Annotated in this window: 1 protein-coding gene; it reads left to right on the top strand. The window is 54.5% G+C overall.

All coding sequences use genetic code 11. From position 1 onward, the window contains the following. Positions 1-456, top strand: a 456-nt coding sequence (locus tag ACR0MQ_RS23035) for an IS6 family transposase (RefSeq protein ID WP_480611325.1), incomplete at its 5' end; no start/stop codon positions are given. Positions 457-506: the final 50 nt, after the last annotated feature.

Raw genomic sequence — 506 nt, 5'->3', positions numbered from 1 at the left:
GAGGTTTTCGTGAAGGTGAATGGCAAGAGACACTACCTCTGGCGGGCCGTCGATCATGAGGGCGAAGTGCTGGAAGCAATCGTTACCAAACGTCGAAACAAGCAGGCGGCATTGAAATTCCTCAGGAAATTGATGAAGCGCCACGGTAATGCGGAAAACGTCGTCACGGATCACTTCGCCTCATACAGAGCCGCGCTCAGAGAGCTGGGCGCCAATGAAAAACAACAGACGGGCAGGTGGCTCAATAACCGGGTTGAGAACTCGCACCTGCCGTTTCGACGACGCGAACGTGCGATGCAACGTTTCAGGCCTATGCGAAGTTTGCAGAAATTTGCGTCCGTCCATTCCTCCGTCTACAACCACTTCAACCAGGAAAGATCGCTAGCCAGCCAAGACACCTTCAAGCTGACACGCGCCGCCGCTCTTAGCGAGTGGCGTCAACTTTGTTCCGGATAGGTTCGCGGTTTCCGCGGCTAACTGAGACTGGTTCGAATTCGTCTGACAGC

Source organism: Ruegeria sp. AN6 (genome assembly GCF_056540425.1).
The sequence above is the reverse complement of the archived record's forward strand: the minus strand, read 5'-3'. Positions and strand labels throughout refer to the sequence as shown.